Origin of the sequence: Chryseobacterium sp. CP-77, from assembly GCF_036362765.1 — a bacterium.
Lineage (GTDB): Bacteria > Bacteroidota > Bacteroidia > Flavobacteriales > Weeksellaceae > Chryseobacterium > Chryseobacterium cupriresistens.
Genome location: NZ_CP143637.1, coordinates 97031 through 120347 on the forward strand (window position 1 = coordinate 97031; position 23317 = coordinate 120347).

Annotated in this window: 18 protein-coding genes; 7 read left to right on the forward strand and 11 right to left on the reverse strand. The window is 37.7% G+C overall.

What is annotated here, in order from left to right:
- Positions 1 to 6: 6 nt before the first annotated feature.
- From V0410_RS00400 to V0410_RS00450, 11 genes are all read right to left on the reverse strand, one after another.
- The gene (locus tag V0410_RS00400) at positions 7 to 2151 is read right to left on the reverse strand and encodes a hypothetical protein (protein WP_330745836.1); all 2145 of its coding nucleotides are present in this window, start codon (positions 2149 to 2151) and stop codon (positions 7 to 9) included.
- 42 nt (positions 2152 to 2193) lie between these two features.
- Complete coding sequence (locus V0410_RS00405) at positions 2194 to 3822, reverse strand: T9SS type A sorting domain-containing protein (protein WP_330745837.1); 1629 nt, start codon at positions 3820 to 3822, stop codon at positions 2194 to 2196.
- A gap of 268 nt (positions 3823 to 4090) precedes the next feature.
- Entirely contained in the window at positions 4091 to 5998 is a 1908-nt protein-coding gene (gene acs, locus V0410_RS00410; RefSeq protein ID WP_330745838.1) for an acetate--CoA ligase, read from the reverse strand.
- Positions 5999 to 6060: 62 nt separating this feature from the next.
- Positions 6061 to 7947: an AMP-binding protein gene (locus V0410_RS00415; RefSeq protein WP_330745839.1), complete on the reverse strand. Its 1887-nt coding sequence runs from the start codon at positions 7945 to 7947 to the stop codon at positions 6061 to 6063.
- A 69-nt stretch (positions 7948 to 8016) separates the two neighbouring features.
- Positions 8017 to 8376: a response regulator transcription factor gene (locus V0410_RS00420; RefSeq protein ID WP_110011117.1), complete on the reverse strand. Its 360-nt coding sequence runs from the start codon at positions 8374 to 8376 to the stop codon at positions 8017 to 8019.
- A gap of 9 nt (positions 8377 to 8385) precedes the next feature.
- Positions 8386 to 11088: an ATP-binding protein gene (locus tag V0410_RS00425; RefSeq protein ID WP_442879204.1), complete on the reverse strand. Its 2703-nt coding sequence runs from the start codon at positions 11086 to 11088 to the stop codon at positions 8386 to 8388.
- Positions 11081 to 11275, reverse strand: coding sequence for a hypothetical protein (locus V0410_RS00430; RefSeq protein WP_330745841.1), 195 nt, complete (start codon positions 11273 to 11275; stop codon positions 11081 to 11083). Before V0410_RS00430 ends, V0410_RS00425 begins: the two co-directional genes overlap by 8 nt.
- Before the next feature lie 62 nt (positions 11276 to 11337).
- Entirely contained in the window at positions 11338 to 11565 is a 228-nt protein-coding gene (locus V0410_RS00435) for a DUF6814 family protein (RefSeq protein ID WP_330745842.1), read from the reverse strand.
- 43 nt (positions 11566 to 11608) lie between these two features.
- Positions 11609 to 13189 carry an MFS transporter gene (locus tag V0410_RS00440; protein ID WP_330745843.1) on the reverse strand — a complete coding sequence of 527 codons (1581 nt, stop codon included), beginning with the start codon at positions 13187 to 13189 and terminating at the stop codon, positions 11609 to 11611.
- Positions 13190 to 13466: 277 nt separating this feature from the next.
- Positions 13467 to 14846 carry a porin gene (locus tag V0410_RS00445; protein ID WP_330745844.1) on the reverse strand — a complete coding sequence of 460 codons (1380 nt, stop codon included), beginning with the start codon at positions 14844 to 14846 and terminating at the stop codon, positions 13467 to 13469.
- A gap of 326 nt (positions 14847 to 15172) precedes the next feature.
- Positions 15173 to 15589 (reverse strand): IS1/IS1595 family N-terminal zinc-binding domain-containing protein, encoded by a 417-nt coding sequence (locus V0410_RS00450; RefSeq protein WP_330745845.1) that lies wholly within the window; start codon positions 15587 to 15589, stop codon positions 15173 to 15175.
- Positions 15590 to 15749: 160 nt separating this feature from the next.
- On the opposite strand from V0410_RS00450, the gene V0410_RS00455 reads away from it, so the two are divergent.
- The 7 genes from V0410_RS00455 (at position 15750) to V0410_RS00485 (ending at position 23116) form a co-directional block, all read left to right on the forward strand.
- Positions 15750 to 16415: a GNAT family N-acetyltransferase gene (locus tag V0410_RS00455; protein ID WP_330745846.1), complete on the forward strand. Its 666-nt coding sequence runs from the start codon at positions 15750 to 15752 to the stop codon at positions 16413 to 16415.
- Positions 16387 to 17583, forward strand: a complete 1197-nt coding sequence (argG, locus tag V0410_RS00460; protein WP_330745847.1) for an argininosuccinate synthase — start codon at positions 16387 to 16389, stop codon at positions 17581 to 17583. The genes V0410_RS00455 and argG overlap by 29 nt, the downstream gene beginning before the upstream one ends.
- 49 nt (positions 17584 to 17632) lie before the next feature.
- Positions 17633 to 18598, forward strand: coding sequence for an N-acetyl-gamma-glutamyl-phosphate reductase (gene argC / locus V0410_RS00465; RefSeq protein WP_330745849.1), 966 nt, complete (start codon positions 17633 to 17635; stop codon positions 18596 to 18598).
- Positions 18599 to 18859: 261 nt separating this feature from the next.
- Positions 18860 to 19999, forward strand: a complete 1140-nt coding sequence (locus V0410_RS00470) for an aspartate aminotransferase family protein (RefSeq protein ID WP_330745850.1) — start codon at positions 18860 to 18862, stop codon at positions 19997 to 19999.
- A gap of 240 nt (positions 20000 to 20239) precedes the next feature.
- The gene (locus tag V0410_RS00475; protein WP_330745851.1) at positions 20240 to 21196 is read left to right on the forward strand and encodes an N-acetylornithine carbamoyltransferase; all 957 of its coding nucleotides are present in this window, start codon (positions 20240 to 20242) and stop codon (positions 21194 to 21196) included.
- Between the two features lie 68 nt (positions 21197 to 21264).
- On the forward strand, positions 21265 to 22059 hold the full coding sequence (argB, locus tag V0410_RS00480; RefSeq protein ID WP_330745852.1) for an acetylglutamate kinase: 795 nt from the start codon (positions 21265 to 21267) through the stop codon (positions 22057 to 22059).
- Positions 22034 to 23116 (forward strand): M20 family metallo-hydrolase, encoded by a 1083-nt coding sequence (locus tag V0410_RS00485; RefSeq protein WP_330745853.1) that lies wholly within the window; start codon positions 22034 to 22036, stop codon positions 23114 to 23116. The genes argB and V0410_RS00485 overlap by 26 nt, the downstream gene beginning before the upstream one ends.
- Positions 23117 to 23317 lie beyond the last annotated feature (201 nt).

Consider the following 23317-nt stretch of genomic DNA (forward strand, 5'->3'; position numbering starts at 1 on the left):
AAAACTCTAAGATGAATATATTGCAAATTCATTGGCATAAGGGTATTGACAGTATCCTACCGACATTCCCCCACAAGTTGAAACAAATTTATTACCATATCCATACTTATAAGTCAGCAAAGGTTTTGGAAATACCAAGGCACCGCTGCTTTTTCCTGAATCCGCAAATTTGTTATAAGAAAATGTAACTTTCTTTTGAGGAGCAGCATCATTTGGATTGTTATAATAACTGATCATATTAATTCTTATTCCACCTCCGTTAAGCCATTGTTTTTGTACAGGATTTTTGGTCTTAAATGAATAATTAACAATGGCAGTTCCCTGATCATTTGAATTAGTCCATGTAAATTTAAATCTATAAAAATAGCCACCTTCTAAATTAATTTCTTTATCTGTAGTATTTATACCATATGATTGTACCAACTCTTGATTCAGGTTTAATTTTTCTAAGAATAGAAATCCGATATTATCGGCATTGTTTAAAATTTCGCCACTTTCCAGAACTAATATTTTATTCTGAAGAACTTTTCCTAAACTGTAAGTGGCAGAATTAAAAAAGGTACTCTGTAAGGTAACATTATTCATATTACTGTAAGTCCAATTTTCAATATTATCATCAAAATTGGTAATTGGCATTCCCAGATGATCAGATGAATATGTATTGGATCCAAAATCAAAAGTTCTTACGCCTCCTGAAGGAAGTTTCATGCTTTTGAGGATATTCACATTAATACAATCCGGTGAAACGTATTTTGCCAAAAGGGGATTTGCATTAGGACGAGGACAGTTAAACCACCCCCATTGATCTGTTCCCAACTTACGATCCTGTGGATTGGATGTATAATTTAATATATAATCATATTCTTTATTGGAAGAAGAATCAAACTTTGTTACTTGGGAGAGTGTTAATGTTATATTAGGTATATTTTCTCCTACTAAATTATAAGTAAAATTGCTGTAAGATAACTGATATGTTTCCAGTAGTTTTCCTGATACATCAAAAACTTTAACCTTATCTAATTTTTGAAGCTGCTGAGGCAGACTATAGCCTGAATCATTTCTTCCCTGCAGGTATGTAAAATTAATTTTTCCTTTTCCTGGTATTTCGATCTCTTTTAAACTTCGAACAAATGTATTATTTGTTATGGTGTTCGTTTCGTAAGAAGCCGGCATTTGGCTATCGAAAGTTGTTGCAACAGGCAAAGAGTTCGCATCTTCACTTGCCAACTTATTTCTGGTTATATTAGAATAATTTGTATACTGGATCTCAGAAGCAGGATAGTAGTCCAGCTTTACCAATTCTGTGTTGGATGTGTTGGCAACTCTGCTCAGGTGGAAAGCAGTAGTACTTTCACCGGAATCTTTTGAATTGGTTTGATAAGAGTCATAGTATCCTACTTTATTAGATATACTGGATCTTTGAGTTCTCTCTAATACATCAAAAGTAAAACTATTTCCATATTCGTCAAGAATTACAAAAGAAGCCACTTCTAATGCGTTATTAGGGTTGGTAGAGCCTATGGTAATTTTTAGATTATTTTTATCTAACTTTTCAACATATAAATTATTGTCGGATGACTTTTTAATGATAAACCTTCCGGTATAGCCCATGAAATTATATTGGTAAAGATCATACTCAGTATCATAACGGTTAAAAAATAGTGCATCAAATAAAAGTTTTTTATATTGATCCGTATGATATACACCACCTACGGCTAACTCATCCAAATATTTTCTTGTGTAATTAGTATGCGCGCCTGCATAATTATATTCATCATAAAGAATTCCTACTCTTTGCTCCACCCCCTCATAATTACGGTCATCTGCACTCCCTCGTATAGTTTTGGTAATGGTTCCTCCTGCCAATAGGCTCCAGCCTAACCCTTCTTCTCCGGATTTATCAAGAGGTTTTGCATTAAGGGGATGATAATTTAATGAAACGTTCATGGAAATTTTAGAATCATTTGTTGGGATACTTGCAATTGGAATTTTAATATCAGGGATTCCCGTATAGTAGCTTACAGGAACCTCTTCAAATTTCATTAAATTATTGGCAGTGGGAGCAGCCGGATAAATTTGTTTTATATTGTCCATAGGGCTGCTTGCAGAGGTCGGATTTGAAATTGTAACCTGTGAGTGCAAATACTGCATGAAAAATAATGTTAGTATTAAATATTGTTTTCTCATTGTGTTTTATTTCTTAATTAGTTTAGCATTCGCAGTTTTATTTGTATCCGTTTTGATCGTCACCAGATAAGCCCCTTGAACCAAAGCCTGGGTGTTGATCTTAGTCACTCTATTCTTCGTTTTAATACTCTGGAGCTGTCTTCCACTCATATCATACAAAAGAATATCTGCATCCTTGAAATCGAAACCGATTTCTACGTAAGCATAATCAGAGACAGGGTTTGGATAGATCTTGATGTCATATTTTTCAATTAACTGATCAACCTGCTTGTCTCCCAGCTTGACAATCTTCCAGTTTTCTTTGCCCAATTCTTCAGCACTGGTTCCAGCCAGAATAATAGAACCATCTTTGTTGAGTTTTAAATCAGAAAGCCTTTCTTCCTTTTGTCTGGATTCTCCTTTCACATGTTTTCTCCACTGTTCATTTCCGTTTTGGTCAAGATAGAGCATCCAGAATGTTTCATCATCAGTTTCTATTCTTCCTTCTGCCTGAGTATAACCACCCAATAAAATTCCTTTGGATGATTTGTCATCTGCTGAATGAAGAACACTCATTCCCATTAGGATATCTCTGTTTTTAAAATTGTAAGATTTCTGCCACTGTTCATCGCCTCTTTCATTGAGAGCAATCAGCCAAAGATCTGTTCCTTTTTCCAATCCGACAGTTTTGTTTCCCGATCTTTCTGATCTCGATTCCCCGCCAATGATAAAACCATTTGAAGTTAAAGCCAGTGTTCTGATATGATCATCACCTTTTCCTCCAAAGTTCTTTTCCCATTCTACTTTTCCGTTTTTATCGAGTTTTACGATCCAGTAATCACCTTCACCGAAATTTTCAGTTTGTTTCGAGTTTCGGGATACGGGATTCGAGTTTTGAACGTTTGATACAGAACCCGCATCCCGCATCCCGGAACCTTTGTCAGATCCCGAAACACGGACCTCGGAACTCCTCGAATAAATTCCTAATAAAGCTCCTCCGTCTCTCGTTGGAATCATCTTCTCTACTTCGTCCAATCCTTTTCCTCCTAAGATTAATTGGGAAAGTTCTTTTCCGTCTTTATCCAGTTTTGTGATCAAAATATCTTTGGAACCATAGCCTTTTGATGAGTTTTGCACATTTCCTGCAACAAAGAATCCTAAATCGGTAGTTTGGATAACAGCTCTTGCTTCTTCATCAGAAGAACTTCCTAAGGTTTTTTGCCATAGTTCATCTCCGAATTCATTGATTCTGATCAGCCAGATATCTGAGCTTCCTTTGGAATCTTCTTTTTTATCGAATCCTTTTCCTGAATAAGAAGTTCCTGCCAGAAGAAATCCGCCATCCTGCGTGGTAACAGTAGCAGATAAATAATCATGGTTTGGCCCTGAGAAATATTTTTCCCAGATTTCTTGACCCTGTTGATTGAGTTTTACTAAATGAAAATCGTAACAGTTGTTTTGCTTACTGCCTGAAGCTTGTTGCTTATTGCTTTGAATAGAACTTCCTGTGATAAGATACTGCCCGTCGATGGTTGTGGTAACCTGGCTTAGAAAATCCTGGGTAGAGGATTTGATGTCTTTCTGCCATAGCACTTCCTGGGCAGATACGTCCAGAACCATGCACAAAGTAAGTGCACTGAGATAAAACTTTCTCATTCTAATGTTTTTTTGAGTTAGTAATTAGCTTTTTAAAACTTTGCGAATTTAACACTTTTTAATATGCAAAAATCACATTAATGCGATTTAATGTAAAACCTGCTATTAAATGTTTAATTTCCTAATTTATATTTAGTTTTATTTTATTCTGAGGCAAAAATATATACACACAACGACAAAACTTGTCGTAATTTTTTAATTACAAAAATAAAAACAAAAAGCCCCGGAAATAACTCCCAGGGCCCACTATTGGTTAAATAATGATTAATTAAATTCTTTCGTTTTTGATTTCTTCAACAATTTCAGGATTTAAAAGCGTACTGATGTCTCCAAAATTACTGAAGTCACCTTCTGCAATTTTTCTCAGAATTCTACGCATGATCTTTCCGGAACGTGTTTTCGGAAGCCCAGAAACAAACTGTATCTTGTCCAGTTTCGCAATGGGTCCGATCTGATCCGAAATTAACTGATTGATCTCCTTTTTAAGATTTTCCTTATCACGTCCTTCTCCGGTTTCTTTAAGCATTACATAGCCATACAGCGCATTTCCTTTGATGTCATGAGGGTAACCTACAATGGCGGATTCTGCAACAGCCGGGTGCTGGTTGATACTGTCCTCAATAGGTGCTGTCCCAAGGTTGTGCCCTGAAACGATAATTACATCATCTACACGCCCGGTAATTCTGTAATAGCCCACTTCATCCCTCAAAGCTCCGTCTCCTGTAAAATATTTTCCAGGGAAAGCTGTGAAATAAGTTTCTTTATATCTTTGGTGGTCACCCCAGATGGTTCTTGCGATTCCGGGCCATGGAAAACGGATACAAAGATTTCCTGTCACTTGATTTCCTGTGATTTCATTGCGTTTATCATCCATCAGAACAGGTTGTACACCTGGTAAAGGAAGGGTAGCGTAAGTAGGTTTTGTAGGCGTTACAAAAGGAAGCGGTGAAATCATGATTCCTCCTGTTTCCGTTTGCCACCATGTGTCTACAATCGGACATTTTTTCTTCCCGACATGGTCATTGAACCAGTGCCATGCTTCATCATTGATAGGTTCACCTACTGAGCCAATGACCTTCAGAGAACTCAGGTCATGTTTGTCTACCCATTCCGTACTTTCTTTTGCTAAAGAACGGATCGCAGTAGGTGCCGTATAAAACTGAGTAATCTTGTGTTTTTCAATCACTTCCCAGAAACGGTCCGGTTCCGGATAAGTAGGAACTCCTTCAAAAATCACTGTAGTTGCGCCGTTCAGCAGCGGCCCGTAAAGAATATAGGAATGTCCGGTAATCCATCCGATATCTGCTGTACACCAGTAAATATCATTTTCTTTATAGTTGAATACATTTTTAAAAGTATATGCGGTGTACACCATATACCCGGCGCAGGTGTGCAGCATTCCTTTTGGTTTTCCTGTAGATCCGGAAGTATATAAAATGAAAAGAGGATCTTCAGAATCCATAATGACAGTAACGAAATCAGGAGAAGCTTTTTCATACAGATCGGCCATCCAGTAATCTCTTCCTTCTTTCATTTTAATTTCGTTGTGGGTTCTTTTTACAACAAGAACTTTCTCCACGGTCGGCGTTTTTTCCAGCGCATCGTCTACAATGCTTTTCAGATCCAGAACTTTATTACCTCTGTAGCTTCCGTCCGATGTGATGACCATTTTGGCTTCACAGTCATTGACCCTTGAAGCCACTGCTGAAGCTGAGAATCCTGCAAAAATAACAGAATGTACAGCTCCCAGTTTTGCACAGGCAAGCATCGTAATAGCCAGTTCGGGGATCATAGGAAGATAAATGCAGACCCTGTCTCCTTTTTCAATACCCATATCGCGCAAAACATTGGCCGTTTTATTCACCCGGGTGTATAATTCGTTGTAAGAAATATGCTGTGCTTCTTCCTTAGGATCATTGGGTTCCCAGATGATTGCTGTTTTTTCTCCTCTTATGGTAAGATGTCTGTCGAGACAGTTTTTGGTAATATTGAGTTTCGCATTTTTAAACCAGGTGATCTTCGCTTCATTCATGTCGTACTTAACAACCTTGCTCCATCTCTGATACCACACGAAGTTTTGATCTGCAACTTTATCCCAGAATTTTTTAGGATTTTTGATAGACTTCTTATAGTCTTCAAAATATTGTGGTAAATCTTCTATTAAGTAATTTCTCATATCCCTTTTGTTTTTTGAAATTTGAATTTATTATATTTTTAAATTTATGTTTAATTTCCCGTTTAAGCTCTATAAACCTGGATTTTTTCCTGGATTTCCTCAATGATTTTTTCGTCATCAATAGTGGATGGAATCTGAAAATCTTTACCATCCAGCAGTGTCCGGATCAGCTTTCTTAAAATTTTTCCGGATCTCGTTTTGGGTAAACGTTTGACAACCATTACATTTTTTAAAAAAGCAACTGCCCCGATTTTGTTGCGAACCATCTGAACGATGTCTTTTTCAATATCTTCTTCAGAAATCGCCGAGCCGTTTTTCAAAACTACCGTGGCAAAAGGAACCTGTCCTTTTAAATCATCATCAATGCCTACCACTGCACATTCTGCAACATCAGGATGTGAGGAAACAATTTCTTCCATTTCGGAGGTCGAAAGCCTGTGTCCTGCTACATTGATCACGTCATCCACTCTTCCTGTAATGAAAATATAACCATCCTCATCCTGAATAGCTCCATCTCCCGAAAAATAATACCCTTTATACTGAGACAGGTAACTGCTTTCAAAACGGGCGTAGTCTTTCCATATTCCAAGCATGGCGCCAGGTGGGAGGGGAAGTTTGATCACCAGATAACCTTCATGGTGAGGATTGAGTTCGTAACCGTTTTCATCAAATATTTTAATATCATATCCCGGAACAGGTTTTCCTGCAGAGGCCCTTTTGATCTGATAATTTTCATCATGAGTCAACAACCCCAGCATTGGCCAGCCGGATTCTGTCTGCCACCAATGGTCTATTGCCGGAACACCAATATGTTCTGCAAACCAGTCCAAAGTGGCAACATCGCATCTTTCACCAGCGAGAAACTGTTTTTTAAAATGGGTTAAATCGTATTTTTTTACCAGTTCTCCGTTCGGATCTTCTTTTTTAATAGCTCTGATAGCAGTAGGGGCTGTAAACATCACCGAAACTTTATATTCTGAGATAATTCTCCAGAAAGTTCCTGCATCAGGAGTCATGATGGGTTTCCCCTCAAAAATAATAGTCGTGTTTCTGTTGATTAAGGGGCCGTACACAGAAAAGCTATGGCCAACCGCCCATCCGAAGTCTGAAGCGGCCCAATACGTTTCTCCCGGTTCTACACCATAGACATAAGTCATTGAGAATTGTAATGCCGTGGCATAACCTCCTGTATCACGAACGATCCCTTTAGGTTTTCCGGTAGTTCCTGAGGTGTAAAGCAGGTAAAGCGGATGAGTAGATTCTACAGAAACGCAGTCCGCAGGAGCTGATTTTTCTAACAGTTCTTCATAATCAATAAGTCCGTCAAACATCTCATCCTGATTATCTACTAATTTTCTGTTGTATACAACGATATTGTCTACTTTGTCCTGAGCCAGCTCGATTGCTTTTTCTACCAGTGGCAGATAGGGAATTCTCTTTGCAATTTCCACACCGGCCGTGGCTGTGATTAAAACTTTCGGTTTGCAGTCATCAATTCTAACTACAAGCTCATGAGGAGCAAAGCCTCCGAAAACCACATTGTGAATCACCCCGATTCTTGCGCATGCCAGCATGGCAAAAAGTGTCTGAGGAATCATAGGCATATAAATAACAGCTGTGTCTCCTTTTTTTAATCCTAAAGAAACCAATCCTCCTGCCAGCTTTGCTATTTCCTCTTTTGCCTGATGAAATGTGTAGGTTTTCTTCTGATGGGTTACAGGAGAATCATAAACGATTGCAATCTGATCACCAAAACCGTCTTCAATGTGTCTGTCAATGCATAAGTAACACATATTGAGCTTTCCGTCAGAAAACCACTGTGGGTAATCGTTTTCACCATTGGAAAGAATCTGCTGCGGAAATTCAAACCATTGTATTTTCCCGGCCTGTTCCTTCCAGAAGTCTTCTTTGTTTTCTATACTTTGTTTAAATAAGGTATCTGTATTCATATCAATATCAAGGTCAATAGTTGTGTTTAGTGTCTGCGTGTCATTGCGAGCCGCAGGCGAAGCAATCTCTTAAAACATCTCCTCAATCTGCTGCATCAGTTTCTTAATCGAGTAGGGTTTTGTAACGTAAGCGTCAGCTCCCATTTCCAATCCTTTTTCAATATCTCTTGGATTGTTTTTGGCACTCAGAAAGATGACTTTAGTATCCTTTAGTTTTTCGTCCTGCTTAATGAGATCGAGCGTGCTGTAGCCGTCCAGATTGGGCATCATGATATCGAGAAGAATCACATCCGGAACCATGGTTTTCAGAAAGTCAAGGACTTCCATTCCGTCACGGGCAATATAAACATCATATCCGTTTTTCTTAAAACTGTATTCCAACGACATCAATATTTTGTGTTCGTCATCTGCAATAATTATCTTTCTCATAAGAAGGTTTTAATGGTGTTCAACTTCATCTGTAATCTCTTTTTTAGTTTTTTTGGGAATGTTGATGGTGAAAGTTACGCCCAGTCCGCTGTTTTCTGCTTTTATACTTCCTCCGTGTGCCTCTACAATTTTTTTGGAAATGGCCAGTCCCAGTCCGCTTCCTGTAGGCTTTAATATGTTTTGGTTTTTTGATTGATAAAATTTATCAAAAATCATTTCCAGATCCTCTTCCGGGATATGCTTTCCCGTATTGAAAATGGTAATGATCAGCTGCTGGTCTTTTTCAAACAATTTGGTCTGAATGGTGCCGTGTTCTTCCGTAAATTTTAAGGCGTTTCCCCAGATATTCTGAAACAGCTGAATCATTCTTGCTTCATCATATTCAAATATAGACTGATTCAGGAGATTAACTTCACTCAAATGAATATTTTTCTGCTGTATCAGGTGAAGAAGCGGATTCAATGCTTTTTTATACGTGTCAACAATATTGTTTTCCTGAATATGCAAAGAGATTTCACCATGCTGCAGTTTGTCCAGATAAAGAATATCATTGATGATTTCGCTTAATCTGTCGGATTCTGTGATGATGTTGTTTAAAAACTCCTGTTTGATGTCAAAAGGAATATCATCGTCATCCGCTAAAATTTCTCCTGCTGAACGGATGGCCGTAATCGGAGTTCTTAGCTCATGAGCGACAGAATCCAGAAAATCGTCTTTTTGGCGGTCTTTAATAATCAGACTTTCGTTGGCAGTTCTCAGATCATTAGACAATTTCTGAAGTTCTGCAGACTGTTCGGTAAGCTTTTTATTTAAGCTGATATTTTCCTGTGATTCTTCGAGAATATTTAAAACTTCTTTTAACGATATTTTATCTTCTTTGGTTACTCCTTCAATCAATATTTTTGCGGAAGCTGTACCGATTCTTCCTGCCAAAAGGTTTTCTGAGAATTTGATAAACCTTGAATCGGCAGTCTCAGTATTGGAGTCGATGTTATATTTTAAATTAAAAATCCTTAAGGCCTGTTCCGTTTTATTCTTACCTAAGAAACGTTCCAGAATATTCTGAATGTCTGAAATATAGGCGGTTCCACGCCAGATAAAAGCATTCTCATGATTCTGAATGTACTTATCAATGTCTACGTAAAGCTCAGCAAAGTTTCTTTCGCGGTAATTTCCTTTTGAACTTACGGAAACAATGGTAAACAGGCTTGTATTGACCAGCATCGACCAGAAAAAGATCTGTGGAATTCTTCCTAAATAAGGAATGGTAAAAAAACCGAAAGCATTATACATATCCCTCAAGACCCCTTTAAATTCCTGATTGTACGAAAAATAATACTGGGGAATAATCAGTCCGAAATAGCAGATTACCAATCCGGCTAAAAGTCCTGTAACAGCACCTTTATAACTTCCTCTTCTCCAGAATAAAGCTCCGAAAAATGCAGGTGCCAGCTGTGCAATCACGACAAATGAGATTAATCCTACCGAATCAAGCGAGGTCTTCAGAATGAAATATTTATAGAAGGCAAAAGCCATAATGATCAATGCGAAAATACTGAACTTCCTGATATTGGTGATGATTCTTGTATTTTGCTCCTCGCTTTCAGATTTTAATTTTCCCAGTAATCCGTATGGAATGATGAGATTGTTGGAAAGCATGATGGATAAGGTAATGGCAGAGATAATGATCATGGAAATACATGAGCTCAATCCTCCAAGAAAGACGAATACTGTGATCAAAGTATTGTCGAAATGCTGTGGAATCAGGATAGAGTAGAACTCGGGATTTACTTTCTGTCCGTCAAAAATTAATCTTCCTCCCCAGGCTATCGGGAAAATAAATACAGTGAAGATTAGAAGGTAAAGCGGAAAAAACCAAATAGCTGTTCTGATGTGTTTTTCCTGCCTGTTTTCAACAATGGCAGTGTGGAACTGTCTTGGGAGAATGCAGATCGCTGTTGCAGAAATCATGCAGAGAACCATCCAGTTCAGGGCACCTTCAATTCCGTTGAAGGTGTTTTTTTCTTTAAAGTCTTCAAATTTACTGGCTTTCTCATAAATATCAGAGAAACCATCAAAAACATAATAAATGACAAAAAATCCGAGAATGATAATGAAAAATAGCTTTAAAAAACTCTCCAGAGCAATGGCGGAGATAATTCCAAGCCTTTTTTCTGAAGCATCCACATATCGTGTTCCATAATAAGAAGAAAATAAGGCGATTAAAACTACCACGAAAGTTGCATTATCAGTAAGGATATCTTTCGACATCGGAGTTTCAGTTACCAAATGAAATGTTTCAGAAATAGCTTTGATCTGAAGTCCGATATAAGGAACGATCGCCAGAAGGCAGACTATCGTGATAATGGCACTCAGGCTTCTGCTGTTACCATACCTTAATGAAATGAAATCAGCTAAGCTGCTTATCTTATTGACTCTTGAAATTCTTACAATCCGGGTGTTGATGTATATCCATGCCGGAATAATCATAATAGGTCCAATGTAGATTGGTAAATAGTTTAATCCGCTTGTCGCTGCCACTCCGATACTTCCATAATACGTCCAGGCGGTACAATATACAGCAAGGGATAAAGCATAGATGTATGGATTATTGATCCAAAGCTTGCTTCTTTTCTTCTCTGCCAGGTAGGCAACTAAGAAAAGGAGGGCCAGATAAAACAGAACGACAAAAAATAATGCGAAACTACTCATCATGTCTTTTTACAATTACAAAAGAAATCACAATGGAAATCATCCAGACCACGAACAGGTAAATAAGGATCATAGGATAGCCCAAAATTTCCCTGTCACTGTTGAAAAGCAGTGAAATAGGAATGCTGAAAGCAATCATAAGCCCTACGCTCAGTATGATAAGTTTTTGTTCGTGTCTTTTTTTCATAAATGATTTTTGATAAAAGATAATTGATGAATGACTACATTCATCAATTATCCATATTGCTTTTAAATTTTATTGTCAGAATATTCTCCTTTTAAGGCGTAATAACCGAAAACTGCCATTCCGCCTGAGATAATCGGCATCAGTACAAAAAGAATGATGATGCCAAAAACCAGATCTTCCTGTTTTCCGGAAGTTATTTTTGGGATTCCCAGTACGGTAATTCCGAAGTAACCCACAATTACTGCTATTGCGATCCAGAGAATGCCTAATATTTTTTTTAGTCCGTTCATTTTAGTAGTTTTAAAATTAATAAAAATTTAAGTGATTCAGTACCTAATCGTGAAGATTATTGTTCTTATTTTTAAGATAAAATAATCCGATGACCAAACATACGGCAGCGACTCCAATCGGGTACCAGAGTCCTTCCAGATACCATGTTGCATGTCCTGCTTCTTTTCCTGTGGTTACCAGATAAGTGGCTACTGCCGGAAGAAGTCCTCCAAATACCCCGTTTCCAATGTGATAAGGTAATGACATTGAGGTGTAACGGATTCTCACAGGGAACATTTCAACAAGGAAAGCAGCGATAGGCCCGTAAACCATGGTTACAAAGATCACCTGGATGAAAACAAGGAATACCAGATACCATTTGGTGTTGTCACTTAATTTTAAACTTTGAGAAACTTTGGCTTCCTCCGGTTTTCCATCTTTCATAACAACTCCTGAGGGTGACCAATGAACTACGCTGTCTTTTTTAATTAAAGTTCCGTCCGTATAAAGTGTTTCTTTGTGAAAAGTCACCAGGCTGTCTGTCGCAATATCATTGTGGATTTTCGCCGTTCTTTTTTCTGTAATTCCATTGACTGCAATTGTTTTGTTTTCGAGGTTGACACTCTTAAACATACTGTCGTAAATAGGCCTGTACGCTAAAATAGCGATCAGCATTCCGGTCATCATCACTGCTTTTCTGCCGATTTTGTCAGAAAGCCATCCGAAGAATACAAAGAAAGGTGTTCCTAAAAATAAAGCCGTAGCCATCAATGAATCTACCTGTGCCGATTCTACATTCATGACCTTTTGAAGGAAACTCATGGCATAGAATTGTCCCGTATACCAGATCACACCTTGCCCCATCGCAGCTCCGAATAAAGCAAGCAAAACAAACTTGAAATTGTATTTATTCCCGAAGCTTTCCTTTAAAGGGTTTTTGGATGTTTTACCCTCACTTTTGGCTTTCGCAAAAAGGGGAGATTCTTTCATGTTCTTTCTGATAATATAAGATACGGCCACCATCAGAATGGAGATCCAGAATGGAACTCTCCATCCCCAGGTATCAAATTCTTCTGCAGAAAGAGTGGTCTTGGTGATCAGAATAACGATCAGTGAAATGAAAAGTCCGGCTGTTGCTGTAGTCTGGATCCAGGAGGTCCAGTATCCGCGGCGATGAGGTTGTGCGTATTCTGCGACATACGTGGCAGCGCCTCCGTATTCACCTCCTAAAGCAAGTCCCTGAAGTAATCTTAAAATTAAAACTAAAACCGGTGCCAGAAATCCAATGGTTTCATAACTTGGAATACATCCGATCAGGAAAGTGGAAAATCCCATAATCAGTAACGTAACCAGGAAGGTATATTTTCTTCCGATAAGATCTCCCAGTCTCCCGAAAAATAATGCCCCGAAAGGTCTTACTACAAATCCGGCAGCAAAAGTAGCCAGGGTTGATAAAAATGCGGCAGTAGGATTATCCGCAGGGAAAAATTTGGTGGCTAAAACAACGGCCAGACTTCCAAAGATATAGAAGTCATACCATTCTATCAATGTTCCGAGAGATGAGGCAGTGATCACACTCCAGATGGTGCGGTTTTTCTGCCTGTCGGTCATATTTTCGTAGCTTTCGTGATGATTTTCGCTCATATTGATTAGTTTTTGATGTTAGTGGAATAGGATGTTAATTTGATTTTTTTTAGCCATTAAGGATTTTATGATTAAGTTCATTGCTTTGGGATTATTTCAAAGTTTCATTCTGAATGAAATGTAATGAAGAATCTCATGTAGTTCTGGTTGTTAATAAGATTCTTCCTTCGTCAGAAATCAAAGATTCGACGTAGTCAATGACAAAAAGTCAAATTATTTGAATCTTGAGAAAGTATCCCTGATCTATCTTAATTTATGGTTCTTAATGGTTTAAATTTTATAGGTAGATCTGAAATTGTACAATAAATTCCCCTTTAGAAGAAGGACTTTCCGTAGGATTTGTATAAACAGGTCTTGTTGAATATTGTGTTGTTATTTTTGCGTGATGTCCGTCTATGAACCAGTTGGCGCCTACATCAAACTGTGATGAAGATTTATCGAAAGCCTCAAAGCTTTTGTGGGTATAAGCTGCAAAAGGCTGTATTCTGATCTTTGGCTTTTCTGCCTGACTTGGTAATAGTAAACCCGCCTGAGCGTAGATAATATTACCTGTTCCGATGGTTGGCTGCAGATTTCCTGGCCCTGCAATGGCTTTATTCCCGATGAAATTAGGATCAGAGGCGCCAATATTCATCGTTCCAAGGTTTCTTACATAGTTCGGTCCGAAATTGTAATTATAATATCCGGCATAGGCAGAAACGGCCATTTTGTTTTTTGCCTCACCCAAAGGTATATCTGCAAACGCATCTACCGCGAAAAGAGTGATGTCGTGTTTTTCAATATTTGAATTGATGGAAGTTCTTGTTCCATCAGCCTGATGATAAAAACCTGCGCCTACATTGAAAACTTTCTTTGTTCCAAGGTAAGATCCCACTTTGAAAGGAAGGGTGTTGGATTCTTCATCAAGGAATTGATATTCAACATATCCTGCCTTTGAAAAACTGGGATTTCCGTTATTATCAACAGCGACTGCTTTTGAAGGATCTGTCACATTCACAGGAACGAGGTCCGTAGCAAATGGTTTATTTAAGCTAAAACGGTATTCGAGTTTTCCATATTTTCCTTTGGCAAACATTCCGAGCTGTCTTGCAAACTGATCTGAATTATCAATTAACGGCCATGAGAAAACAGGCGAATCTAATGTAAGGAAGTTAAGCGTGGAAGCCATGGTCATACGGGATAGTCCCATATAATAGTGAAGCCCGGCCCCTAAAGTTAAACTGAATTTTCCCGCTTCTCCAGGTAAAATAACTGCATATTCGTTCCAGGCATCATGAAAAAACAGCTGGGTTTTCTTTCCGTTTCCATAGCCTCCTGTTCCTGAGGTGCCTGAAGCGCCGCCATTGATGAAAGTCTGATTATTAATTCCAAAATGGAGCAGGATCATATACCTCTTAGAGATCTGTGCGTACGTTAATGCACGTAACCTTCTGTTTCCCAGGCTCCATGAGTTGTCAGCAGGTTCACCGCCTACCATGGTTCCGGGGTTCATAGATGTATTTCTTACCCAAAACTGGTCCCATAAAATAAATCTGACGAATTTATCCCCGTTTTGGTTGAGGTTAATTTTTAAGCCACTGCCATAATCAGGAGAACCTTGTGAGTATACGGAACTACTGATTAAAGCTAATCCAATGAATGTAAGTAATTTCTTCATAAATTATCAATTTTTGGCGTTGTTTTTTGTGAATGCCAAATTGTAATTAATAATTTATTTATGAAAATTTAATATATATTAGTGGTAATAGTATAGTTTATGTTGGTGAGGCTTTGAGTTTTGAGGTGAGGGATTCGGGTTTCGGGTTTCGGGGTTTTGTGATTCGGGATGCGGGTTTCGAGGTTCGAGGTTTGGGGTTCGATATTTTAAAAATATAATTTTTTAAAGATTTGATATACAGTTTTTTGCAAGAGTATTTTCACCTCGGTTTTTAAACCTCGTAACTCGCATCCCGAAACCGCGCATCCCGTAACTCGTACCCCGTACTACTTCTTAAACCGTTCCCATTTAATCAGCATATACTTATCAGCAAATTGGGTGATGATAATTCCTGAGTTTTTAATATTCTCTTCATGAGCGATATACTCAATCAGTTCGCTTTGTTTTAATATTTTATAAACAGGATGGAATTCAGAATGGGGAGGTCTTGTGATATTGTATTTTTTAATCCATGAGCTTATGGTAACATGGGAAACCCCGATGATTCTTTCAATTTCACGGTAACTTAAACCTTCCAGATAAAGCTGAAGAGCTTTGGTTACGTAGTAATCGTCAATTTGTTTTCCCAGTTTTTTAACGGTAAAATAATAATTGCAGTCTTTGCAGTGGAACCGCTGTTTATTGTTGATAATGCCGCTTTTTACTATTTTGATACTCTTGCATTTAGGACAGGTTTTTTCCATAACTATATTATTTTAGCAAATATATAATAAATTAGCAAATGTATATTTTTCAATAAAGATAATTTTACCTGTTTAAAATTTTAAAACAAAAAAAATATCTTTTTTATTTGGATTTAAAAGAAATTATATTTTAAATTTGCCAAAAAATTTAGATAAATAAATGGAAATAGAAATTTCCTCATGCGAACATCTAATGTATGTGAGTGAAATACAGCAGGAAATGTACGATTCTGCACAGCGTAGAGGAACGGGTATCGCAAAACGTTCCATAGAATATTTGAGTAAGAAGATTTCAGAAGGCAATGCTGTGGTAGCCACTGAAAACGGTGAGTGGGTAGGTTTCTGTTATATAGAGACCTGGTCGCACGGGAAGTTTGTGGCCAATTCGGGGCTGATTGTGTCACCGAAATTCAGGAACGGGGGAGTAGCGACTCAGATCAAGCAGAAAGTTTTCCAGTTATCTAGAGACAAATATCCGGATGCGAAAGTATTTGGATTAACAACAGGTTTGGCGGTGATGAAAATCAATAGTGATTTGGGATATAAACCCGTGATCTATTCTGAACTGACTCAGGATGAAGAATTCTGGAACGGCTGCAAAAACTGTGTAAACTATGAGATTTTAATGATGAAGGAACGTAAAAACTGTCTGTGTACAGCCATGTTGTTTGTTCCTGAAAACGATAAAAAAAAAGAGGAGGTAGTGAATAATCTGCCTGAAAATAAATATGATGGAATGATTCAGAAAGATTTTGATGAATTTCATATGACCATTAATAAAAATAAAAAGAGTCCAGATGAAAAAGAAAGTCATCTTAGCGTTTAGCGGAGGTTTAGATACTTCCTATTGTGCTAAATATCTTAGTGAAACACTGGGATATGATGTGTATGCTGTTACTGTAAATACCGGAGGTTTTTCAAAAGAAGAGGAAAAAGAACTGGAGAAAAAAGCCTTAAACCTTGGAGTAAAAGAATACAGGTGCGTAGACGCTCAGGAAGATTACTATAATTCATGTGTGAAATATTTGATTTTCGGGAATGTATTGAAAAATAATACGTATCCGCTTTCTGTAAGTGCTGAGCGTACTATTCAGGCGCAGGAAATTGCAAAATATGCCATTGAAGTACAGGCAGATGCTATTGCTCACGGAAGTACAGGAGCTGGGAATGACCAGGTGCGTTTTGATCTGATCTTCCAGGTAATGTGCCCGAATATCGAAATCATTACGCCTATCCGTGATATGGCTTTGTCCCGTGAGGAAGAAATTGAGTTTTTGAAAGAACACGGTTATGAAATGGAATTCCAGAAAGCGCAGTATTCTGTCAATAAAGGCCTTTGGGGAACTTCAGTAGGTGGTAAAGAAACACTGACATCCAGAAATTACCTGCCGGAAGAAGCTTTTCCATCCCAGATTAAAGAAACTCAGCCTTCAGAACTTGAAATTGAGTTTAAAAACGGAGAAGTTATAGCTGTCAATGGAGAAAGCTTTGAGCACTCTGTATATGCCATTCAAAAAATAGAAGAATTGGCTTCAGCATATGGAATTGGCCGTGATATTCATGTAGGTGATACTATTGTTGGAATTAAAGGACGGGTAGGATTTGAAGCAGCTGCAGCATCGGTGATTATCAAAGCACATCATTTATTGGAAAAACATACGCTTTCAAAATATCAGCAAATGATGAAGTCGCAGTTATCCGACTGGTATGGAAACTGGCTTCATGAAGCACTTTTCTTAGATCCTGTCATGAGAAATATTGAGTCTTTCCTGACAGATTCTCAGAAAACAGTAACCGGGAAAGTATTTGTAACTCTTCATCCTTACAGATTTATTTTGAATGGAATTGAATCTGCTCATGATCTGATGTCTGACAAATTCGGAAGCTATGGAGAAGCGAACAGAGCATGGACAGGCAATGATGTGAAAGGATATACTAAGATTGTAAGCAATTCTCTCAATATATACCACCAGATTAACCAGAATATCAACTAGTTCCGCAAGGATGTAATGAAAGGCAGAACAAAAATCTGTCAGAATCAAAATGAAGAAAACAGTAGGAATAATTGGTGCCAACGGTTATACAGGCAGCGAGCTGATACGCTTACTGGCTTTTCATCCCCATGTGACATTGAGTTTTTTATATAGTCGTTCGAATTCGGGAACAAAAATTTCAGATCTGTACCCGGATTTAACGACGGTTTGTGAAATGGTTTTGACGGATAAATCTGAAGACGTAGATATTCTTTTTCTGTGTCTTCCGCATAAAGAAAGTCAAAACTGGTTAACTCAAAACCCTGTCAAAGATGAAACGCTGGTGATTGATCTTGGAAACGATTTTCGTTTAGAAGGAAATTTCGGAAAAAGAGATTTTATTTACGGATTGCCTGAAATTAATAAAAAACAACTAACGGGTGCTAAGAGTATTGCCAACCCGGGATGTTTTGCTACGGCTATTCAGTTGGCCTTGCTGCCATTGGCGGAAAAAGGAGTGTTGAATGAAGTCTTTACCACAGGGATTACGGGTTCTACAGGAGCCGGGCAGTCTCTGCAGGCAACGACTCATTTTACCTGGAGAAATGATAATGTATCAGCTTATAAAACCTTAACACATCAACATGTGGATGAGATTTTACAACAGCTGATTTCATTCAATAATAAAGAAGTAAACCTGAACTTTGTTCCTTGGAGAGGAGATTTTGCAAGAGGGATTTTTACAAGTTCCACCATGAAGACGGATCTGGAGCTGGAGGAAATAGAACAGTTGTATCAGGATTTTTATGCAGAGGAGCCTTTTGTTACAGTAAGCAGGAAGGCAGTGGATTTAAAGCAGGTTGTCAATACCAATCGCTGTGTGATTCAAATCGAAAAGAGTGGAAATGTGGTCGTTATTCACTCAGCGATTGACAATTTGTTGAAAGGTGCTTCGGGGCAGGCCGTACAGAATATGAATCTGGCTATGAACTGGGAAGAAAATGCAGGATTAAACCTGAAACCGATAGCATTTTAAATTGACGGTAAGTAATTGAGAATTTTAACAGAAAGTAAATCCGACTTAGGGAAAATGGAGCGTTAAGAAAATTAATTCTATGAACGTTAAGAAAATTCTACTGTTCGAAGTGCGAGGAAAATAGAGAACCGAAGAACCAATTCGGATTTCGCACAAGTTTTAGAATTTTTAGTGAATAGAACTAATTTTTAGCGGAAGTTTCCAGGTCTTGAACTTTTGTTTCTTTTGTTTTAAGACAAAAGAAAAATAAAAAATAAAAAAATGAATTTATTCAACGTATATCCATTATTCAACATCAATCCGGTAAAAGCTCAGGGATCTTTTCTTTGGGACGATAAGGGAGAACAATATCTTGATTTTTACGGAGGTCATGCTGTAATCTCTATCGGGCACAACCATCCACACTATCAGAATAAGCTGAAAGATCAGCTTGAAAAAATTTCCTTCTATTCCAATTCTGTTCAGAATGAATTACAGACTGAACTGGCAGAAAAATTAGGAAAGCTTTCAGGATATGAAGATTATAACCTTTTCCTGTGTAATTCCGGAGCAGAAGCGAATGAAAATGCATTGAAGCTGGCTTCTTTTCATAACGGGAAAAGCAAAGTGCTTTACTTTTCAGGTTCATTCCACGGCAGAACTTCTGCAGCGGTTTCAGTGACTGATAATCCGAAAATTGTAGCTCCGGTTAATTTTTCTGAAAGATTTATCAAATCAGAATGGAATGATGTACAACAGCTTGAAGAAACCTTTGAAAAATATGGAAATGAAATCTCTTCTGTGATCATCGAGGGAATTCAGGGAGTAGGAGGTATTATGATTCCGACACCGGAATTTTTATCTAAAATCAAAGAACTGTGTGAAAAATATGATACTGTTCTTATTTTGGATGAAGTGCAGTCCGGATACGGGCGAAGCGGATATTTCTTTGCGCATCAGGAATTTGGTGTAGAAGCAGATATTATTACGACGGCTAAAGGAATGGGAAATGGCTTCCCTGTGGGTGGAGTTTTGATCCATCCTAAATTCCAGGCAAGCAACGGTTTGCTGGGAACGACATTTGGAGGAAACCACCTTGCCTGTGCCGCTTCTATTGCTGTTCTGGATGTTATGAAAGATGAAAATCTTATCGAAAATGCGCAGAAAATGGGTGAGTATATTGAAAATGAAATTAAAGATTTACCACATATTAAATCCATCCGAAGGAAAGGATTGATGATCGGAATAGAACTCGACAGAGACTGTTCAGAAGTAAGGAAAGAGCTCCTTTTTGATCATCATATTTTCACAGGAAACTCTAATGATAAAACCGTGTTGAGGATTCTTCCGGCACTGAATATCAAAAAAGAGGAAACGGATCTTTTCATCAATGCTTTGAAAGCAGTGCTTGGAAATATTTAAACCATAAAAGTCACAAAAGAATTTAAACACTTAAGTGATTTTAAGAAAATACTAAAGGCTTAAGAAGTGCACTTAAGTTTTCGAAAATCTTTGATTTTCTTCCTATGTGAGCTTATATATTTTCAAAATAATCAACTTTTAAAACTTAAGTGTTCTAAAGTGTTTTAGTAAAAACTTTTGTGCCTTTTGTGGTTAGATCAACAATCAATGTGTAAACACAATCTTTAAAATCAATTCAAAATGAAAAAATTTACCTCTGTAAGTGATGTAGAAAACTTACAGGAAATCATAAAAAAAGCTTTACAGATAAAAGCAGACCCCCTTACTGAAACAGAAAAAGGAAAGGGAAAAACAATCGGACTTGTATTTTTAAATTCAAGTTTAAGAACCCGTCTGAGCAGTCAGATTGCAGCTCAGAATCTTGGGTTGAATGTATTGACGTTAAACGCAGCACAGGAAGCCTGGAATCTTGAATTTGCTGATGGAGCGGTAATGAACGGCGACACGGTAGAACATATCAAAGACGCTATTGAAGTTTTAAATCAATATTGTGATATCATTGCGGTACGTTGTTTTGCAGGGATGAAGAGCAAAGAAGATGATGTGAATGAAAGCATATTAAGCCAGTTTGAAAAGCATGCAAAAGTACCTGTCATTTCTCTGGAATCAGCTACACGCCATCCTTTACAAAGTCTTGCAGACTGCATCACCATTACAGAAAACTGGAAAAAAGACCATAAACCAAAAGTAGTATTAACATGGGCGCCGCACATCAAGCCTATCGCTCATGCTGTTGGAAATTCTTTCGCAGAATGGATGCAGGAAATGGATGTGGAATTGGTGATTGCTAATCCCGAAGGGTATGATTTAGATAAAAACTTTACCAAAGATGTGAAAGTAATCCATGATCAGGATGAAGCTTTGAAAGATGCAGACTTTATCTATGTGAAGAACTGGTCTTCTTTTGATGATTATGCTGCAATGCCCGAAGTGAAGGGAAACTGGATGCTGACGAATGAAAAATTAGCCCATACCAATAATGCGAAAGTAATGCACTGCCTTCCGGTTCGCCGTAATGTAGAATTGAGTGATGAGGTGATGGATGGAGACCATTCTATCATATATCAGCAGGCAAAAAACCGGATTTTCTCAGCACAAGCCGTATTCAGTGAAATTTTAGATGAATTAAAAGCTTAAAATAATCCTTGTTAAGGTTCAAAACCTTGACAAGGATAGAAAAGATCAAGTATCCCAAAATGTTTACAATGAAAGAAAAGTTATACATCATAAAAATTGGCGGAGCTTTAATAGATGATGAGGAATTATTAAACCAATTTTTAGAACAGTTTTCTGAAATTACTGAAAAGAAAATCCTTGTTCATGGCGGTGGCAAGTTGGCAACAACGCTGGCTGATAAACTGGGCATTGAACAGAAAATGATCAATGGCAGGAGGATTACGGATAAAGAAACTTTGGACATTGTAACGATGGTGTATGCGGGAGGAATTAATAAAAATATTGTTGAAAAGCTGCAGCAGAAAAAATGCAATGCCATAGGATTCTCGGGGGCAGACGGAAATTTAATTAAAGCTAAGAAAAGAGAACATCCTGAAATCGATTTTGGATTTGTGGGGGATATTACAAAAAAAAGTGTGAACAGGAAGCTCGTATCAAAATTAATCAAGCTGGATCTTGTTCCTGTGTTTTCTGCGATTACCCACGACAGAAAAGGAAATCTTTTCAATACCAATGCTGATACCATTGCCTCTGTGATGGCTCAGGCTTTGTCTGAGAAATATGAAGTTGAACTGTTGTATTGTTTTGATAAAGAAGGTGTTTTAGGAGATGTAAACGATCCGGAATCTGTGATCAAAACTGTCAATGAAGAAGAATTCACGGTATTAAAAGAAGAAGGAAAACTTCATAAAGGGATTTTACCCAAACTTGAAAATGCTCTTGGAGCGATAAAAAATAATGTAAATAAAGTGTTTCTGATTAAAGAAACAGAACTGAAAAACCATATAGAAAATCATCATGCAGGAACTGAAATCTGTTTATAATAAAGAAGAACTGTTGAATAACGCGGTCGGATTGCTTAAAAATTTGATTGAGATTCCTTCATTCAGTAAAGATGAATTCAATACGTCGGTAGAGATTGAAAATTTTTTCAAAAAACATCAGATTCCTACCAAACGTTTTAAAAACAATATCTGGGCGGTGAACAAACACTTTGATGTGTTTAAGCCTTCTGTTTTACTGAATACCCATCATGATACGGTAAAGCCTAATAAAGCTTATACACTTGATCCATTTGTACCGATCGAAAAAGAAGGTAAACTGTTCGGATTGGGTAGCAATGATGCAGGAGCTTCTCTGGTTTCTATGGCACAGGTTTTTTTACATTTTTATGATAAAGAAGATTTAAAATATAATTTAGTTATTGCTTTGACGGCAGAGGAGGAGATTTCAGGATTTGATGGAATCGAAGCCTTATTTCCGCAGCTACCCAACGTAGAACTCGCCATTGTAGGAGAACCCACGCAGATGAACCTGGCGATTGCAGAAAAAGGACTTCTTGTGATTGATGGAGAAATGAAAGGTACTCCTTCTCACGCCGCTCATCCTAATGATGATAACTCAATTGTAAAATGTATGCAGGATCTGCAGAATATTCTTTCCTTTAAATTTCCGAAGGTTTCAGAATATCTGGGCGAAGTTAAAGTGACTTTATCAGGAATCCATGCAGGAGTACAGCATAATGTGGTTCCGGAATCGTGCAATTTTACATTGGATGTGAGGGTAACGGATGAATATTCCAATCATGAAGCATTTGAAATCATCCAGTCTCAGATGAAATCTACATTGACGGCAAGATCGTTCAGGCTGAATTCCTCCAAGATTGAAATGGATCATCCGTTTGTAAAAGCAGGAATTGAAATCGGAAGGACAACCTACGGTTCTCCTACTTCCTCAGATCAGGCGATTATTCCATGTACATCAGTGAAAATAGGTCCTGGAGACAGCAGGCGCTCTCACACAGCAGATGAATTTATCTATATCCATGAAATAGAAGAAGGAATAGAAATCTACATCAGCATTTTAGAAAAAGTGTTATAAAAATGGAAGATGGGTGTAGGAAGAGGGAAGTTATTGCAGTATGTTATTAGCTTCCTGCCTCCAGCCTCAGGCTTTCAGCTCAATATATGTTTTGACTCCGTCCGGCAGGCTCTAGAAGTTCAGTTTTTAATAAGATTTATGCAAAAAGAAAATTAAAAATGAAAGCTTTACATAAGGAAATGTTTTTTTATAGTTATTAGT

What these genes read in the sequence shown, in the direction of transcription:
- V0410_RS00400 (WP_330745836.1), bottom strand. Translation starts at nt 2,151, where the DNA reads ATGCAGTATTTGCACTCACAGGTTACAATTTCAAATCCGACCTCTGCA.
- V0410_RS00405 (WP_330745837.1), bottom strand. Translation starts at nt 3,822, where the DNA reads ATGAGAAAGTTTTATCTCAGTGCACTTACTTTGTGCATGGTTCTGGAC.
- acs (WP_330745838.1), bottom strand. Translation starts at nt 5,998, where the DNA reads ATGAGAAATTACTTAATAGAAGATTTACCACAATATTTTGAAGACTAT.
- V0410_RS00415 (WP_330745839.1), bottom strand. Translation starts at nt 7,947, where the DNA reads ATGAATACAGATACCTTATTTAAACAAAGTATAGAAAACAAAGAAGAC.
- V0410_RS00420 (WP_110011117.1), bottom strand. Translation starts at nt 8,376, where the DNA reads ATGAGAAAGATAATTATTGCAGATGACGAACACAAAATATTGATGTCG.
- V0410_RS00425 (WP_442879204.1), bottom strand. Translation starts at nt 11,088, where the DNA reads ATGAGTAGTTTCGCATTATTTTTTGTCGTTCTGTTTTATCTGGCCCTC.
- V0410_RS00430 (WP_330745841.1), bottom strand. Translation starts at nt 11,275, where the DNA reads ATGAAAAAAAGACACGAACAAAAACTTATCATACTGAGCGTAGGGCTT.
- V0410_RS00435 (WP_330745842.1), bottom strand. Translation starts at nt 11,565, where the DNA reads ATGAACGGACTAAAAAAAATATTAGGCATTCTCTGGATCGCAATAGCA.
- V0410_RS00440 (WP_330745843.1), bottom strand. Translation starts at nt 13,189, where the DNA reads ATGAGCGAAAATCATCACGAAAGCTACGAAAATATGACCGACAGGCAG.
- V0410_RS00445 (WP_330745844.1), bottom strand. Translation starts at nt 14,846, where the DNA reads ATGAAGAAATTACTTACATTCATTGGATTAGCTTTAATCAGTAGTTCC.
- V0410_RS00450 (WP_330745845.1), bottom strand. Translation starts at nt 15,589, where the DNA reads ATGGAAAAAACCTGTCCTAAATGCAAGAGTATCAAAATAGTAAAAAGC.
- V0410_RS00455 (WP_330745846.1), top strand. Translation starts at nt 15,750, where the DNA reads ATGGAAATAGAAATTTCCTCATGCGAACATCTAATGTATGTGAGTGAA.
- argG (WP_330745847.1), top strand. Translation starts at nt 16,387, where the DNA reads ATGAAAAAGAAAGTCATCTTAGCGTTTAGCGGAGGTTTAGATACTTCC.
- argC (WP_330745849.1), top strand. Translation starts at nt 17,633, where the DNA reads ATGAAGAAAACAGTAGGAATAATTGGTGCCAACGGTTATACAGGCAGC.
- V0410_RS00470 (WP_330745850.1), top strand. Translation starts at nt 18,860, where the DNA reads ATGAATTTATTCAACGTATATCCATTATTCAACATCAATCCGGTAAAA.
- V0410_RS00475 (WP_330745851.1), top strand. Translation starts at nt 20,240, where the DNA reads ATGAAAAAATTTACCTCTGTAAGTGATGTAGAAAACTTACAGGAAATC.
- argB (WP_330745852.1), top strand. Translation starts at nt 21,265, where the DNA reads ATGAAAGAAAAGTTATACATCATAAAAATTGGCGGAGCTTTAATAGAT.
- V0410_RS00485 (WP_330745853.1), top strand. Translation starts at nt 22,034, where the DNA reads ATGCAGGAACTGAAATCTGTTTATAATAAAGAAGAACTGTTGAATAAC.